The sequence below is a fragment of the Streptomyces sp. NPDC051555 genome, assembly GCF_044454405.1.
Lineage (GTDB): Bacteria > Actinomycetota > Actinomycetes > Streptomycetales > Streptomycetaceae > Streptomyces.
Window position 1 is genome coordinate 29,936 of record NZ_JBITDP010000017.1, and the last position, 14,642, is coordinate 44,577.

Consider the following 14,642-nt stretch of genomic DNA (forward strand, 5'->3'; position numbering starts at 1 on the left):
CGTGTTCCGAGGTAAGCCCGGGTGCGCGCCGGGCGCCTCCTGATGGAATGTCAGATTCTGCCGCGGTCCGGGCGTGTCCCGCCATCACGGCACGTCAGGGCCGCTCAGCGGCCATCCGGGTGCCCCCGCCCCGTCCGGGTGACGGGGCGGGGCGGGGCGGCGCTTCAGCCGGGAGCCGGACCCGGCGGGAGCGTGAGCAGGGCGTACGCGCCCCCGTCGGCCGGATTGGACAGTTCCACCCGGGCTCCGATCACCTGGGCCTGCCCGAAGGCGATGGTCAGGCCGAGGCCGGTGCCCTGCCCCCGTTCGACCGTGCCGGTCAGGAACCGCTGGGGCCCTTCGCGCAGCAGCTGCTCCGGGTAGCCCTTGCCGTGGTCCCGCACCGCGACCGTGGTCCCGCGGACGGTGACCTCGACCGCGCCGCCGCCGTGCTTGCGGGCGTTGACGAGGAGGTTGCCGAGGATCCGCTCCAGCCGCCGCACGTCCGTCCGTACGTACGCACTCGTGTCCGCCCGCACCACCGTGTGCGCCAGCACCACCGCCCCCGCCCGGGCCCCCGTCCGGGTGATCGGGTCCGGGCGCGGTTGCGGCTGCGGAGGCGGATCCGGGAGTTCCGCCGTGAACCGGATGTCCGCGGCGACCCCCGACCGCTCGGTGATCGAGGCGACCAGCGGACCCAGCCGGTGCACGTCCAAGGCCGCCTCCTCCCGGTTCGAGTCCAGCCGCGCCACCTCCAGCAGGTCCTCCGTGAGGCTGCGCAGCGCGGCCACCCGGTCGCGCACCAGCTCGGTCGGCCGGCCCTCCGGCAGCAGCTCGGCCGCCGTGTGCAACCCGGTCAGCGGGGTGCGCAGCTCGTGCGCGACATCGGCCGTGAAACGCTGCTCGGCCTCCAGCCGGGACTGGAGGCTGGCCGCCATCATGTCCACGGCCGAGGAAAGGTCGGCCACCTCGTCGCGGGTTCCGGGCGCGCCCGGGGATCCGATCCGGGCGTCCAGATCGCCATCGGTGATCCGGCGGGCGGTCTCGGCCGCCGTCCGCAACCCCTTGCTGAGCCGGCTGGCCAGCAGGGCGCCGGCAACGGCCGCCAGCGTGACGACCGCCAGCCCGTACGCCACGAGCTGCTGGTCCAGATCGGCCAGCTCGCTCTGCTCCGCCGCCAGCGACTGGTGCACCGACAGGGTGTGCTTGCCGTCGATCGGGCGCGCGGCCCACACCGTGGGGTGGCCGCCGGACATGTCGATGTAGGTGCTGCGCCGCCCGGTGAGGGCCAGGTCGCGCAGCGAGGGCGGCAGGCCCGGGGCGTCGACCTCGCCGGCGGCCGCGCCCGTCTTGCCGGCATCGAGCCGGCCGGTCAGCTCGTAGAACTGGCGGACCCGGAAGAGCTCCACGGTCGCGCCCACGCGGGCGGCGTCCGACACCTGGTGGACGCGGGCCCGGTGGATGAAGGCGCCGATCGTGACCGCGACCAGCGAACAGCCGACGGCGAGCAGCACGGCGATCTTCCAGCGCAGGCCGAGGGAGCGCAGCCGGTGGCGACGGCGGAGCGGGAACCGACGGCGGAGCGGGAGGCGGCCGCGGGGCGGGAGGGGCGTCAACGGCCCGCCGCCCAGCCGCTGCCCGGGCCGGCGCCGGGCCCGGTTTCGGGATCCTTACCCGACCCGGGCTTGTGGTACCGCTTCTCCTCGCTGGCGACCGTCATCCGCGTGCCGTCCCAGCGGAACCGGGCGGCCTGCTCGATGCCCTCGTCGGGGGTCGTCCGCACGAGCAGGTCGGCGCCCATCGCCTCGACCTCCATGCGCAGACCGGTGGTGTAGAGGACGGACACGACCTGACCGTTGACCACCGTGTACACGCTGAGCACCGAGCGGCCGCTCTCCGTGTCGGCGGCGGCGATCAGTTCGAGGCCGCCGCTCCCGGTCAGGTCCTTGTAGACGGGCGGCCGGACCCCGGCCCGGCCGGGCGCGCTGATCGCCCCCTGGCGGGTGTACGGCCGCATCATCGGGTCGGCGTGCAGGATCTCCAGATACGACAGGGCCCCGAGCCCGCCCGCGGGCACCGGGGGAGCGCCCTTGAGCGGCTGTGGCGGCGGCACCCGGGTGCCGACCTCGACGCCGGGGGCCTGGTCCGTGTGTTCCGTCCAGGCGGGCCACAGCGGATCCGGCCGGGGCTGGGGCGACATGGGCGGCGCGGGTTCCCCCGGGGACAGCCCGCCGGGCGCGGCGCAGCCGCCGGCGGCGAGCGCGCAGGCGCACAGCAGGGCGGCGGTGAGGCGGCGGGACAACCGGGGTCGGCTCATGGGGGAGGGAGGGTGCCGTCGGGGTGAGGGGCGTGCGTACGGTGGACCGGGCGCGCGGCGCGGGGCCACCCGTCCGGGGTGTCCGTCCGGGATGGCCGGTCGGACGGTCCGGCCGGGCGCAACGGTCCGTTCCGCCCGGTCCGTACCGTTCTATCCGAGGGGTGTGACGCATGGCATCGGTCAATCGGCCAGAAGAACAGCCGCCGGTCGAAGAGGAGGAGCTGCCCTTCTTCGTCTACGGCACGCTGCGCCCCGGCGAGGTCAACCACGACGCCTTCCTGCGCGGACGCACCCGTTCCGAGGAGCCGGCCCGGCTCCCGGACGCGCTGCTCTACGACGGTCCCGGCTATCCCTACGCCGTCCGGTGCGCGGGCGCGCAGACGCTCGGGGAGCTGGTCGCCGCGGCGCCGGGGCAGTACGCGCGACTGCTGGCGGAGTTGGACCGGCTGGAGGAGTACCACGGGCCCGCCAGCCCGCTGAACCTCTACGAGCGGGTCCGGCGCACCACCCTGCGCCCCGACGGCACCACGGCCGCGGCCTGGGTCTACCTGGCCGCTCCGGAACTGGCGGACGCACTGGCCCGGGCCGGCACCCCGATCCCGGGCGGCGACTGGCTGAGCCGGAAGGGGCCGCTCCAAGAACCCGCGGAGCCCTAGGGGCTGGTTCCTCGGCGGACCCGGGTTCTAGAGGCCCTCGGCGCCGCGGTTGCGCAGGCGCTGGCCGTACTGCTGGAGCACCCACAGCTCTTGCTGGACGGCCGCGAGCTGCTCCGCCGGGGCGTTCGGGCCCAGCCGGGACATGGTGCCCTGGATGTCGTGGACCCGGCGGTCGACCGCGCGGAGCCGGACCTGGACCAGCTGGACCCCGGCGTAGATCTCGTCCACGGTCTTGGCGTGGATGGCCTCCACGGCCAGCTCGGTGACCATCGCGCGGACGGTGTCGTTGGGGGCGGCGTCGCGGACCCGGGCGAGGTAGTCGTCGGTGCCCAGGGAGGCGCCGCCCGCGTCCTGGATGGCCTGGCGGACCGTCGCGTACGGCGGCGCGGTGAACTCGTCGGGGCCGTAGGCGTCGAAGGCGGGGGAGACCAGGGCCGGGCGCTGCAGGGCCAGCTTGAGCAGCTCCCGCTCGGTGCGGTGGGCCGGGCTGCGCAGGTTCAGCGCGGGACCCGGGGTGTGCGCGGCCGCTTCCGGGGAGCCCTGGTCGTGCGCGGACCGGGTCCGGGCGCCCTGCTGATGACCGGAGCCCTGCTGCTGACCGTGGCCCTGCCCGGGGCGGCCGCCGCGTTCGCGGGCCCACCGGGCGACCTGGGAGACCCGCTTGACGACGAACTGCTCGTCGCGGATGCCCAGCATGCCCGCGAGCTGGACCGCCGACTCGTGCTGGATCGCGATGTTCTTGATGGCCGCGACCACCGGGGCCGCCTCGTCGAGCGCGGCCGCGCGGCCCGCCGGGTTCTCCAGGTTGTGCCGGGCCACCATCTGCCGCAGCGCGAACTCGAAGAGGGGGGTGCGGGAGGAGACGAGCGTGGCCACGGCGGCGTCGCCCTCGGCGAGCCGCAGGTCGCAGGGATCCATGCCGCCGGGCGTGATCGCGATGGAGGTCTCGGCGGCGAACTTCTGGTCGTCCTCGAAGGCCCGCAGCGCCGCCTTCTGCCCGGCCGCGTCACCGTCGAAGGTGAAGATCACCTCGGCGGTGGCGTTGTCCATCAGCAGTCGGCGCAGGATCTTGATGTGATCCCCGCCGAAGGCCGTGCCACAGGTCGCGATCGCGGTGGTGACCCCGGCCAGGTGGCAGGCCATGACGTCGGTGTAGCCCTCGACGACGACCGCGCTGGAGGTCTTCGCGATCTCCTTCTTGGCCAGGTCGATGCCGTAGAGGACCTGGGACTTCTTGTAGATGGGGGTCTCGGGCGTGTTGAGGTACTTGGGCCCGTTGTCGTCGTCGCGCAGCTTGCGCGCGCCGAAGCCGACCACCTCGCCGGTGATGTCGCGGATGGGCCACATGAGGCGGCCGCGGAAGCGGTCGATGGGCTTCCCGCTGCGGCTGTCCTGGGACAGGCCGGAGAGGATCAGTTCCTTGTCGGTGAAGCCCTTGCCGCGCAGGAACCGGGTGAGGTGGTCCCACCCGGCCGGGCTGTAGCCCACGCCGAAGTGCGCGGCCGCGGCCTGGTCGAAGCCGCGGGAGGCCAGGAACTTCCGACCGATCTCGGCTTCGGCCCCGTCCAGCTGGTCGACGTAGAACTGGGCGGCGGCCTTGTTCGCCTCGACCAGCCGGATGCGCTCGCCGCGCCCGCTCTGACCGGGGGTGTAGCCGCCCTCCTCGTACCGCAGGGTGATTCCGGCGGTGCCCGCCAGCCGCTCGACCGCCTCCGAGAAGGAGAGGTGGTCGATCTTCATGATGAAGTCGAGGGTGTCCCCGCCCGCCTGGCAGCCGAAGCAGTGGTAGAGCCCCTTGCTCGGGCTGACCTGGAAGGAGGGGGACTTCTCGTCGTGGAAGGGGCAGAGGCCCTTGAGGTTGCCGCCGCCCGCATTGCGGAGCTGGAGGTACTCGGACACGACGGCGTCGATCGGGACCGCGTCCCGGACCGCCTTCACATCGTCGTCGTTGATCCTGCCTGCCACGCGTGAAGTCTACGGCCGGGCTCGGACAATCCCACCAGCCGCCCCTCCCCTTCCCTTCCCGCCGCCGCGCGCCCGCAGGCCGCCGCGCCGCCGCGCCGCCGGGCGGCCTGCGGGCTACCCGGCCCGCTCCGCGGACGGGACCAGCGAGGACAGCGCGACGGTCGGGTCCGCCAGCGCGTCGCGGTCCACCTCCACCCCGGCGCGGATCAGCGCCTGGATGGGCTCGGTGACATCCCACACGTTCACGTTCATGCCGGCCAGCACCCGGCCCTCGGACAACCAGAAGGCGATGAACTCCCGCTTGGCCACGTCCCCGCGGATCACCACCTGGTCGTAGGCGCCGGGCGGGGCGTAGCCCGAGTACTCCAGACCCACGTCGTACTGGTCGGAGAAGAAGTACGGGACCCGGTCGTACGAGACTTCTTGGCCCAGCATGGCCCGGGCCGCGGCCGGTCCGCCGTTGAGCGCGTTCGCCCAGTGCTCGACCCGCAGCCGGGTCCCCATCAGCGGGTGGTGGGCGGCGGCCACGTCACCGGCGGCGAAGATGTCCGGATCCGAGGTCCGCAGCGAGGCGTCCACCGCGATGCCGCCCCCGTGCTCCCGGTCGACCAGGGCGAGCCCGGAGGTCTCGGCGAGCGCCGTGCGCGGCGCGGCGCCGATCGCGGCGAGCACCGCGTGCGCCGGGTGCTCCTCGCCGTCGTCGGTGTGGGCGGCGAGCACCATGCCGTCGCGGCCGCTGATCTCGGTGAGGCGGCCGCCGAAGTGGAAGCGGACGCCGTGCTCGGCGTGCAGGTCGGCGAAGACCCGGCCCAGCTCCGGGCCGAGCACCCCGTGCAGGGGGGTCGCCTCCGGTTCCACGATGGTGACCTCGGCGCCGTAGCCGCGGGCGGCGGCCGCGACCTCCAGGCCGATCCAGCCCGCTCCGGCGATCAGCAGGTGGCCGTTCTCCCGGCCCAGGGTGGCCAGCACCCCGCGCAGCCGCTCCGCGTGGGCGAGGCGGCGCAGGTGGTAGACCCCGGCCAGATCGGTGCCGGGGATGTCGAGGCGGCGCGGCTCGGAGCCGGTGGCCAGCAGCAGCCGGTCGTAGTGCACCACGGTGCCGTCGCCGAGGACGACCTTCTTGGCGTCCCGGTCCACCTGGACGGCGGGCTGGCCGAGATGGAGTTCGACGTCCGCACGGGCGTACCAGGCCGCCTCGTGCACGAAGACGCTCTCGCGCTCCTCCTTGCCCGCGAGGTACCCCTTCGAGAGGGGCGGCCGTTCATAGGGGTGGTCGCGCTCGTCACCGATCAGGATGACCCTGCCGGTGAACCCTTCTGACCTCAGCGTCTCAGCCGCTTTCGCTCCGGCCAGCCCTCCGCCGACGATGACAAACGTCCGGTGTGCGTCGACCACCTGATGCCTCCTCATAACCTCTCCGCCACATGCGACCACATGCGAGCGTCCCGCACTGAGCCTGCCGCGTGAAGGGGGAGTGGCCCGATCGGCTCACCTCCCGGCGCGTCGCGGGCGCAGCGCGATGCGGGAGTGCAAGGAGCGGGCCGCGGCGTCCGTGAGGCAGGCGATCTGGTCGATGACCGCGCGTTTGCGGGCCTTGTCGTCCGGCGCGGCGTCGAAGATCGCCCGGAACTGGGGGTCCAGTCCCTCGGGGGCGCGGGCGCTGAGCGCTTCGGCGAGTTCGGCCAGGACGATGCGCTGGTCCGCCCGCAGGCGCTCCTGTTCGTCGCGCTGCATGACGTACAGGTCGGCGACCGCCTTCAGGACGGCGCACTCGTTGCGCGCCTCGCGGGGGACCACCAGTTCGGCGGAGTACCGGGTGAGCCGGCCGGTGCCGTAGGCGGCGCGGGTGGCGCCTTCCGCGGCCAGGCAGAAGCGGCCGATCAGCTGGCTGGTGGCGTCCTTGAGGCGGGCCTGGGCGACCGCCGAGCCGTCGTAGCCGTGCGGCCACCACTCCTGTTCCATCAAACGGTCGAGGGCCGCGCGCAGTTCCTCGGGATCGGTGTCCGCCGGTACGTAGCGCCCGATGGCGACCCGCCAGATCTCGGCCCGCTCGGGCTCGGCGAAGAGCAGGTTGGGGTCGAGGTGGCCCGCGTGCAGGCCGTCCTCGAAGTCGTGGACGGAGTACGCCACGTCGTCGGCCCAGTCCATGACCTGGGCCTCGAAGCACTTGCGGTCGGCCGGCGCGCCGCGGCGCAGCCACTCGAAGACCGGCAGGTCGTCCTCGTAGGCGCCGAACTTCACCGAGCCGGGGTCGGTGGGGTGGTCGCCGCGGGCCCACGGGTACTTGGTGGCGGCGTCGAGGCAGGCCCGGGTGAGGTTCAGGCCGACGCTGACCAGCTCGCCCGTGTCCGGATGCGGGGCGAACCGCTTGGGCTCCAGCCGGGTCAGCAGGCGCAGGGACTGCGCGTTGCCCTCGAAGCCGCCGCAGTCCTTGGCGAACTCGTTGAGCGCCTCCTCGCCGTTGTGCCCGAAGGGCGGGTGGCCCATGTCGTGCGAGAGGCAGGCGGCTTCGACGAGGTCGGGGTCGCAGCCCAGCGCCCAGCCGAGCTCCCGACCGACCTGGGCGCATTCCAGGGAGTGCGTGAGGCGGGTGCGGGGGCTGGCGTCCCAGTCGTAGGAACGGGTGCCGGGGGTGACCACCTGGGTCTTCCCGGCGAGGCGGCGCAGCGCGGCGGAGTGCAGCACGCGGGCCCGGTCGCGCTGGAAGGCCGTGCGGCCCGGGCGTTTGTCGGGCTCGGTGGCCCAGCGCTCGATCGCGGCCGGATCGTACGAGCCGGGTGAGGGGACGAGGGTGGTGCCTTCCATGCCTTCCATGCTCAGACGTTAACCGGAGACACCGACAATCGGAGCAATCCGAACGAAGGCGGTCCTGCGGCGGTCCTACGGCAGCCCTACGCGGTGGCCAGTTCTCGCGGGTCCGGGTGGCCGGAGCGGCGGTCCGCGGCGGTTCGCGCGTGGTCCGTGAGCCGCCCGGCCAGGGCGTCGTCGTAGCGCCGCAGGACGAGCCGGGCGAGCGCCGGGTGGGCGCCCAGCGGGTCGGCGGCCGGGCCGGGGGCGACCGCCGCGCACTGGGCGGCGAAGCGGCCGGGTGCGGTGAAGTACGAGGCCACGGCGGCCCGGTGGTGGCCGCGGGCGGCGAGGGCGCGCAGCGCCTCGGGCACGCTCGGTGCGGCGGCGGAGGCGTGGGCGGCGATGACGGGGACCCCGCCGAGGCGTTCGGAGAGCAGCGCGGCGGTGCGGCGGGTGTCGGCGGCCGAGTCCGGGTCGCGGGATCCGGCGGCGGCCAGGACGGCGGCGGTGCCCGGGGTCCAGCCCGCTTCGAGCAGCCGGTCGCGCAGCACCTCGACGAGCAGTGGGTGCGGGCCGAGCGGGGCGGCGACGCGCACGTGCAGGTGGGGCGCGCGGGCGGCGGCCGCCGGCAGGTCGTGCTTGACGTGGTGGCCGCGGCCGAGGAGCAGCGGTACGAGCACCGCCGCGCCGGGGTCGAGGGCGTCGAGCGCGGTGTCCAGCAGGGGTTCGTTCAGCTCGATGTGGCCGAGCCGGACCCGCAGTCGCGGGCGGAGGTCGCGGACGCGGTCGAGCAGGGCCGAGACGGTGTGCAGGGCGCGGGGGTCGCGGCTGCCGTGGGCCACGGCGACGAGGGTGGGCTGCATGTGTGGGCTCCGTGGGGCCGGGCCCGCGGCGGTCGCACGCCGCGGAGCTGGGTGCCGAGCTGGGCCGTGATCCGGGTCAGCAGATCCGTGGTGGAGGCGGGGGGAAACGATTCGGGAGGGTGCGCGGGCTCCGTCATGGACCGATCCTGACGGGTGCAGGTTGCCGGGTCGTTGCGTCGGAGTGACGGACGTTTTCCAGGTGCTCACCCGCTCATTCGTACGAGTGAAAGGTGCGGTGGGCGGAACTGGGGCGCCGGTCCGGTTCGTCAACTTGTGCGAATGGTGTGGATCGCAGGGAGCGGACCGCAGCGGGTGGACCGCAGGGAGCGGGCCGCGAGGAGAGGGCACGGGGGGATCGGTCGTGGGGTTCAGGTCGAGGTTCGGGTCAGGGTCGGGGTCAGGTTCGGGGACGGGGACGGGGGCGGGGTTGGATTCGGGGGTGGGCGCCGGGTCGGGTTCCGGTGCGCGGTCGGGATGGGGCACGGTGCGGACGCGGCGCAGGGTGGTCCAGGGGGTGATGCTCGGGTGCGTGCTGGCGCTGCTGCCTTCGGCGTGGACGCACGCGGTGGCGGGGGACCGGCTGCGCACGACGGCGGATGCGCCCGCCGCCGAGGTGGCGGTGGTCTTCGGGGCGGGCCTGTGGGACGGGCAGCCGACCCCGTACCTGGCGAACCGGCTGGACGCGGCGGCCGCGCTGTACCGGGCGGGCCGGGTCAAGGTGGTGCTGGTCACGGGGGACAACAGCCGCAGCGACTATGACGAGCCGGACGCGATGCGCGCCTACCTCACGCGGCACGGGGTGCCGGACGGGCGGATCGTCAGCGATTTCGCCGGCTTCGACACCTGGGACTCCTGTGTGCGTACCCGGGAGATCTTCGGGGTGCACCGGGCCGTGTTGATCAGTCAGGGCTTCCACATACGCCGGGCGGTGGCGCTCTGCGAGTCGGCGGGCATCGAGTCCTACGGGGTGGGGGTCGACCAGGCGCATGACGCGACCTGGTACTACGGCGGCGTCCGCGAGGTGTTCGCCTCGGGCAAGGCGGCGGTGGACGCCGTGTTCAAGCCGCAGCCGCACTTCCTGGGACCCAAGGAGGAGGGGGTGTCGCGGGCCCTGGCCGCTCTGGCAGACTGACGCCGCTCGGCGGTTATGCCGATTAGTCATATCCCTATCTGTAAGAGGTGTGGAACCGTGGCTGTTGTGGATCTGAGCGGCAAGGTCGTCGTCATCACCGGTGGGGCCCGCGGGCTGGGCGCCGCGGCGGCGCAGGCCGTCGTCGACGGCGGCGGCCGAGTGGTGATCACCGATGTGCTGGAGGACGAGGGAGCCGCCACGGCGGAGAAGCTGGGCGACGCGGCGCGCTTCCTGCGGCACGACGTGACCAGCGAGAGCGACTGGCGGGCCGCGCTGGACCACGCGCTCGCCGAGTTCGGCCGGATCGACGGGCTCGTCAACAACGCGGGGATATCCACCGGCCAGTACCTGGAGCACGAGAGCGTCGAACACTTCCGCCAGGTCGTCGAGATCAACCTGGTCGGCGTCTTCATCGGCATCAAGACCGCGATCCCGCTGCTCCGGGCCCAGGGCGGCGGCTCCATCGTCAACATCTCCTCGGCCGCGGGCCTCACCGGCCTCGCGCTCACCGCCGGGTACGGCGCTTCCAAGTGGGGGGTGCGCGGCCTGTCGAAGATCGGCGCGGTCGAGCTGGCCGAAGCGAGGATCCGGGTGAATTCCGTCCACCCCGGCATGACGCTCACCCCGATGACCGCCCCCGTCGGCATCGAAGCGGGCGAGGGCAACTACCCCGGCGCCCCGATGGGCCGGGTCGGCGCCCCTGAGGAGATAGCCGCGGCCATCGCCTTCCTGCTCTCCGACGCCGCGGGCTACATGACCGGGGCCGAGCTGGCCGTGGACGGCGGATGGACGGCTGGGCTCACCGTCCGCCACCTCACCGGACAGTGATCGGGCCGCCTCACCGGGCGGTGGGGCGGGCGCTGAGGTCGACGTACCCGACGTGTAACGGGGAGCGGCGGCCCGCGTAACAGCCCGCCCGCAAGGTGGCCCTATGCACCCTCGGGACCCCGCCACCGCCACCACCGGCAGCACCCCGGCCCCGGCCGCGGCCGCGACCGGTGTCACCGCCACGCACTGTCCGTACTGCGCCCTGCAGTGCGGCATGAACCTCCGCCCCGGGCCGGGCGCGGAGGGCGAGGGCACCACCGTGACGGTGGAGGAGCGGGCGGACTTCCCCGTCAACCGGGGCGCGCTGTGCGGCAAGGGCCGCACCGCCCCCGCCGTGCTCTCCTCCCGGGTGCGCCTGACCCAGCCGCTCATCCGCACCCATGCCGGGCAGCTGGAACCGGCCACCTGGGAGGAGGCCCTCGACGCCGTCGCCGAGGGCCTGGCCCGCACGAGCCGTACGCACGGGCCGGACGCGGTCGGCGTGTTCGGCGGCGGCGGGCTCACCAACGAAAAGGCCTACGCGCTCGGCAAGTTCGCCCGGGTCGCCCTGGGCACCTCGCAGATCGACTACAACGGCCGCTTCTGCATGTCCTCGGCCGCCGCAGCCCACCAGCGCGCCTTCGGCCTCGACCGGGGTCTCCCCTTCCCCCTGGAAGACATCCCGCGCACCGGCTGCGTGATCCTGGTCGGTTCCAACCTCGCCGAGACCATGCCGCCCGCCCTGCGCTACCTCACCGAGCTGAAGGAGAACGGCGGCACGCTGATCGTCATCGACCCGCGCCGCACCCGCACCGCCGAACAGGCCGACCTGCACCTCGCCCCGCGCCCCGGCACCGACCTCGCGCTCGCCCTCGGCCTGCTGCACCTGGTCGTCGCGGAAGGGCGCACCGACGACGCCTTCATCGCCGCCCGCACCACCGGCTGGTCCGAAGCCCGGGCCGGCGTCATGGCCCACTGGCCGGAGCTGGTGGAGCGCCTGACCGGGGTGCCGGTGCCCCGGCTGCGCGAGGCGGTCCGGATGTTCTGCGCACCGGAAACCGCCATGGTGCTCACCGCGCGCGGCCCCGAGCAGCACTCCAAGGGCACCGACACCGTCGGCGCGTGGATCAACCTGTGCCTGGCGACGGGCCGCGCGGGGCGCCCGTACTCCGGCTACGGCTGCCTCACCGGCCAGGGCAACGGCCAGGGCGGCCGGGAGCACGGTCAGAAGGCCGACCAACTCCCCGGCTACCGCAAGCTCACCGATCCGGCCGCCCGCGCGCACGTCGCCGGGGTCTGGGGCGTGGACCCGGACAGCCTGCCCGGGCCCGGGCGCAGCGCGTACGAACTCCTCGACGCGCTCGGCACCGACGTCCGGGCCCTGCTCCTCATGGGCTCGAACCCGGTGGTCTCCGCCCCGCGCGCCGCCCACATCGAGGAACGCGTGCGCGCCCTGGACTTCCTGGCCGTCGCCGACGTGGTGCTGTCGGAGACGGCGGCCCTGGCGGACGTGGTGCTGCCGGTCACCCAGTGGGCCGAGGAGAGCGGCACCACCACCAACCTGGAGGGCCGCGTCCTGCTGCGCCGCCAGGCCCTCACCCCGCCACCGGGGGTCCGCAGCGACCTCCACGTCCTGCACGGACTCGCCGGCCGGCTCGGGGTGGAGAAGGGGTTCCCCACGGACCCCGAGGAGGTCTTCGAGGAGCTCCGCCGCGCCTCCTCCGGCGGCCCGGCGGACTACGCGGGCATCTCCTACGCCCGCATCGAGGCGGAACAGGGCGTCTTCTGGCCCTGCCCCGCCGCCCCGGAACCGGACGCAGACACCCCCGACACCGCCACCGACACCGCCACCGCCGCCCCCACCGCACCGCACCCCGGGACACCGCGGCTCTTCCTCGACCGCTTCGCCACCGACGACGGGCGGGCGCGGTTCGTCGCCGTCTCGCACCGGGACGCCGCCGAGGTGCCGGACGAGGAGTACCCGGTCCTGCTCACCACCGGGCGGGTGGTGGCCCAGTACCAGTCGGGCGCCCAGACCCGGCGGGTCGCCGAGCTGAACGCGGCCGCCCCCGGGCCCTTCGTCGAACTCCACCCGCGGCTCGCGGCCCGCGTCGGCGCCCAGGAGGGCCGTCCGCTGGTCGTGGTCTCCCGCCGCGGCCGGGTGGTCGCCCCGGCCCGCATCACCGACGCCATCCGTGCGGACACCGTCTTCATGCCCTTCCACTGGCCGGGCGAGGGGCGGGCCAACACCCTCACCAACGCCGCCCTGGACCCCGTCTCCCGGATGCCGGAATTCAAGGTCTGCGCGGTCCGCGTCGAAGCCCTCACCGACCCGCCGGCCCCGAACGAGCCTGCGGGTCAATACACCTAGGGCGCGCCCTCCGCGAACACCGGTGTCAGGAGGGCGAGCAGGCGCCGCGCGTGCCCCTCCGCGGTGGCGTCGGGTCCGGCGGTGAGCGCGGGGTACTCCTTGCGGAACTCGTCCCAGTCCGCCTCGGCGAGACCCGCGAAGGCCTCCGGGGTGACGGGCAGCAGGACGCCCCCGGCCCCCTCCCACTCCCCGGACCGGCGGAAGACGTCCTCCAGCAGCGCGTGCGGCAGGGAGCAGTGCTCGGCCAGCAGCGTCGCGTCGTAGAGGTCCTTGCCCTGCGGGTACAGGTCGCAGGCCAGCCACATCAGCTTCCAGGCCAGCGAGAGTTCCTTCGTGGCCCCGAGCAGCCGCACCCCGGCGACCCGTACCGGTTCGGGTACGACCGGCAGCGCCTCGTTGAAGACGAAGTCCAACTGGACCTGCCCGCCCGGCAGGCCGGGTGCGGACCAGGGCAGCACCAGACGGCGGCCCGGGACGCGTTCGTAGGTCCAGATGTACTCCGAGACGGCGTCGGACGCCGCGATCACCGGCGCGCCGCCCGCTTCCCGCGCCGACTCCTCGGCCGCCGCCGCGACGGCGTCGAGCATCCGGTCCGTCCGCTCCTCCTCGATCTGCCGGTCCGCCGGTACGACGACGAAGTCGAGGTCGTGCGGCTCCCGCGCGGCCGGGCCGAACCACTGCTTCATCAGCATGCTGCCGCGCAGGACGAGCGAGTCCGACCAGCCGCTGGCGCCGACGGCCCGCAGCGCGATGTCCATCGCGCCGCGCCGGGCCCGCTGCCAGGCCTCGTGCACCGCGGGGTCGGAGATCTCCGGGTCGAGCGGGCGGAAGGCGCCCGCGAAGTGCTTGAGGGCCGGGTCGAAGCCCAGGCCGCTCCCGCTCCCGCCGGTGCCGACACCCGTGTCGGATGCGCTGTCGGAGCGGCCCGTCGCCAGGGTCCGGGGGTAGTTGTCCGCCCGGCGCCGCCGCTCCGACGCCGGCTCCGCCGGGTCGTCCGGCCCGCCGCGGATCGACGGCTTCCACTCGGTACCGCTCATCGTGCGTCCCCCTCCTCGTGCCCCAGGGCCTCCGGGCTCGCCGGCCTCTCCGGGATCTCCTCGATCCAACCGTCGTCCACCGACAGGTCGCTGTCGTACAGCACGAACTCCCGCTCCTGCGCGCGGATCTCGTACCCCGCCCCACCCAGTTCCGCGGCCAGCGCGGCGCAGGCCGCCGCGGCCGCCCGCCGCGATCCGCGCCACCGCTGGGTCACGAACCGCTCGTGGTGCTCCCCGCCGGCCGGCAACTGCCGTGCGTTCCACGACAGGTGGGCCCCGTGCGGGGCGACCAGGGCCTCCAGGGCCGGCCGGTCGAAGGCGGTCGGCAGGCGCAGCTTGAGGTGGTGCTCGAAGTACCCGCCCCCCGGACCCGGGAGGTCCGTGGTCCAGGGCACCGTCTCCACCTTCACCCGCACCGGGTCGAAGCCGGCGGCCCGCAGCTCGGGCAGCAGGGTCCGGTGGCCCGTGCGGTCGGGCAGGGTCAGCATCGGCTGCGACACCATCCGGCCCCGCGCCAGGACGATGTGGGTCACCTTCAACCGCCGCTCGCCGGACCAGGCTTCGAGGCGGGCCAGGGTCGTCGGATCCGGGCAGCGCACCGTCACGTGGGTCTCGTACGAGGACATGGCGTCGATCATCTCGGACATGCGTCCGATCCGCATCGGGGTTCCCGTCGGGGGGTAACCATCCGGTCACGCACCGGACTCAGAAAGTGTCCGCACGCC

12 protein-coding genes are annotated in these 14,642 nt (G+C 74.2%); 4 read left to right on the forward strand and 8 right to left on the reverse strand.

The features are described from left to right. Positions 1-164 precede the first annotated feature (164 nt). The gene (locus ACIBEA_RS29250; RefSeq protein WP_399265944.1) at positions 165-1,595 is read right to left on the reverse strand and encodes an ATP-binding protein; all 1,431 of its coding nucleotides are present in this window, start codon (positions 1,593-1,595) and stop codon (positions 165-167) included. After that, complete coding sequence (locus ACIBEA_RS29255) at positions 1,592-2,296, reverse strand: hypothetical protein (RefSeq protein ID WP_399265946.1); 705 nt, start codon at positions 2,294-2,296, stop codon at positions 1,592-1,594. Before ACIBEA_RS29255 ends, ACIBEA_RS29250 begins: the two co-directional genes overlap by 4 nt. Before the next feature lie 170 nt (positions 2,297-2,466). Here ACIBEA_RS29255 and ACIBEA_RS29260 point away from each other — a divergent pair, with 170 nt between their 5' ends. Further along, the gene (locus tag ACIBEA_RS29260) at positions 2,467-2,952 is read left to right on the forward strand and encodes a gamma-glutamylcyclotransferase family protein (protein ID WP_399265948.1); all 486 of its coding nucleotides are present in this window, start codon (positions 2,467-2,469) and stop codon (positions 2,950-2,952) included. Positions 2,953-2,979: 27 nt separating this feature from the next. Here ACIBEA_RS29260 and dnaG read toward each other — a convergent pair whose 3' ends face one another. The 4 genes from dnaG to ACIBEA_RS29280 all read right to left on the reverse strand — a co-directional run bounded on the left by dnaG (position 2,980) and on the right by ACIBEA_RS29280 (position 8,570). Next, entirely contained in the window at positions 2,980-4,917 is a 1,938-nt protein-coding gene (gene dnaG / locus ACIBEA_RS29265; protein ID WP_399265950.1) for a DNA primase, read from the reverse strand. A 114-nt stretch (positions 4,918-5,031) separates the two neighbouring features. Further along, positions 5,032-6,312 carry an NAD(P)/FAD-dependent oxidoreductase gene (locus tag ACIBEA_RS29270; RefSeq protein WP_399265952.1) on the reverse strand — a complete coding sequence of 427 codons (1,281 nt, stop codon included), beginning with the start codon at positions 6,310-6,312 and terminating at the stop codon, positions 5,032-5,034. Positions 6,313-6,405: 93 nt separating this feature from the next. Beyond that, on the reverse strand, positions 6,406-7,731 hold the full coding sequence (locus ACIBEA_RS29275) for a deoxyguanosinetriphosphate triphosphohydrolase (protein WP_399265954.1): 1,326 nt from the start codon (positions 7,729-7,731) through the stop codon (positions 6,406-6,408). A 77-nt stretch (positions 7,732-7,808) separates the two neighbouring features. Then, positions 7,809-8,570, reverse strand: coding sequence for a sirohydrochlorin chelatase (locus ACIBEA_RS29280; protein WP_399265956.1), 762 nt, complete (start codon positions 8,568-8,570; stop codon positions 7,809-7,811). A gap of 517 nt (positions 8,571-9,087) precedes the next feature. Here ACIBEA_RS29280 and ACIBEA_RS29285 point away from each other — a divergent pair. The 3 genes from ACIBEA_RS29285 to ACIBEA_RS29295 all read left to right on the forward strand — a co-directional run bounded on the left by ACIBEA_RS29285 (position 9,088) and on the right by ACIBEA_RS29295 (position 12,880). Continuing rightward, a complete protein-coding gene (locus ACIBEA_RS29285) occupies positions 9,088-9,702 on the forward strand; it encodes a vancomycin high temperature exclusion protein (protein WP_399266317.1) in 615 nt (204 codons plus the stop codon). A 15-nt stretch (positions 9,703-9,717) separates the two neighbouring features. Beyond that, positions 9,718-10,530, forward strand: coding sequence for a glucose 1-dehydrogenase (locus ACIBEA_RS29290; protein WP_399265958.1), 813 nt, complete (start codon positions 9,718-9,720; stop codon positions 10,528-10,530). A 103-nt stretch (positions 10,531-10,633) separates the two neighbouring features. Continuing rightward, entirely contained in the window at positions 10,634-12,880 is a 2,247-nt protein-coding gene (locus ACIBEA_RS29295) for a molybdopterin oxidoreductase family protein (RefSeq protein ID WP_399265960.1), read from the forward strand. On the opposite strand, the gene ACIBEA_RS29300 is transcribed toward ACIBEA_RS29295, so the two are convergent. Together ACIBEA_RS29300 and ACIBEA_RS29305 are read right to left on the reverse strand one after the other, a co-directional pair. Further along, positions 12,877-13,917, reverse strand: a complete 1,041-nt coding sequence (locus ACIBEA_RS29300) for a nucleotidyl transferase AbiEii/AbiGii toxin family protein (protein WP_399265962.1) — start codon at positions 13,915-13,917, stop codon at positions 12,877-12,879. The two genes, ACIBEA_RS29295 and ACIBEA_RS29300, sit on opposite strands and share 4 nt — an antisense overlap. Next, positions 13,914-14,564 (reverse strand): hypothetical protein, encoded by a 651-nt coding sequence (locus ACIBEA_RS29305; RefSeq protein ID WP_399265964.1) that lies wholly within the window; start codon positions 14,562-14,564, stop codon positions 13,914-13,916. The genes ACIBEA_RS29300 and ACIBEA_RS29305 overlap by 4 nt, the downstream gene beginning before the upstream one ends. Positions 14,565-14,642: the final 78 nt, after the last annotated feature.

What these genes read in the sequence shown, in the direction of transcription:
- ACIBEA_RS29295 (WP_399265960.1), top strand. Translation starts at nt 10,634, where the DNA reads ATGCACCCTCGGGACCCCGCCACCGCCACCACCGGCAGCACCCCGGCC.
- ACIBEA_RS29275 (WP_399265954.1), bottom strand. Translation starts at nt 7,731, where the DNA reads ATGGAAGGCATGGAAGGCACCACCCTCGTCCCCTCACCCGGCTCGTAC.
- ACIBEA_RS29255 (WP_399265946.1), bottom strand. Translation starts at nt 2,296, where the DNA reads ATGAGCCGACCCCGGTTGTCCCGCCGCCTCACCGCCGCCCTGCTGTGC.
- ACIBEA_RS29305 (WP_399265964.1), bottom strand. Translation starts at nt 14,564, where the DNA reads ATGTCCGAGATGATCGACGCCATGTCCTCGTACGAGACCCACGTGACG.
- ACIBEA_RS29280 (WP_399265956.1), bottom strand. Translation starts at nt 8,570, where the DNA reads ATGCAGCCCACCCTCGTCGCCGTGGCCCACGGCAGCCGCGACCCCCGC.
- ACIBEA_RS29300 (WP_399265962.1), bottom strand. Translation starts at nt 13,917, where the DNA reads ATGAGCGGTACCGAGTGGAAGCCGTCGATCCGCGGCGGGCCGGACGAC.
- ACIBEA_RS29285 (WP_399266317.1), top strand. Translation starts at nt 9,088, where the DNA reads ATGCTCGGGTGCGTGCTGGCGCTGCTGCCTTCGGCGTGGACGCACGCG.
- ACIBEA_RS29290 (WP_399265958.1), top strand. Translation starts at nt 9,718, where the DNA reads ATGCCGATTAGTCATATCCCTATCTGTAAGAGGTGTGGAACCGTGGCT.
- ACIBEA_RS29260 (WP_399265948.1), top strand. Translation starts at nt 2,467, where the DNA reads ATGGCATCGGTCAATCGGCCAGAAGAACAGCCGCCGGTCGAAGAGGAG.